At 73.7% G+C, this 388-nt stretch carries 1 pseudogene; it reads left to right on the forward strand.

From position 1 onward, the window contains the following. Window positions 1–35 precede the first annotated feature (35 nt). Window positions 36–314, forward strand: a pseudogene (locus tag HNV26_RS37760) (nicotinate-nucleotide--dimethylbenzimidazole phosphoribosyltransferase); the annotation flags it as partial. Between the last annotated feature and the right edge of the window lie 74 nt (window positions 315–388).

A 388-nucleotide genomic window follows, 5' to 3' on the forward strand; every position in this document is an offset into this window, starting at 1 on the left:
GATGAAGCCGTCGATGATCGTGGGGATGCCGCGCGCGCGGCATCCCCACGATCATCGACGGCTTCATCTGCCCGGCCGCGGCGCTCGCGCTCTCGGCCTCGGTGCCTGGGGCCCTGGAGCACGCCCAGGCCGGCCACCAGAGCGCCGAGGCCGCCCACCTCCGGATGATCGCCCACCTGGAGCTCGACCCGATCCTGTCGCTCGGCATGCGGCTGGGCGAGGGCACGGGAGGGACGCTGGCCGTCGCGGTGGTGCGGGCGGCCTGCGAGTGCCTGTCGGGGATGGCGACCTTCGCCGAGGCGGGCTTCGCCTGACGGGCGCGCGAACCGGGGGCTCAGGCCCCTGGGATGACGAGCTGCATCTGCCGCCCGCGCTTGGAGTAGTTGAG

This window comes from Myxococcus xanthus (assembly GCF_013116825.1).
In the GTDB taxonomy this organism is placed as follows: Bacteria; Myxococcota; Myxococcia; order Myxococcales; family Myxococcaceae; genus Myxococcus; species Myxococcus xanthus_B.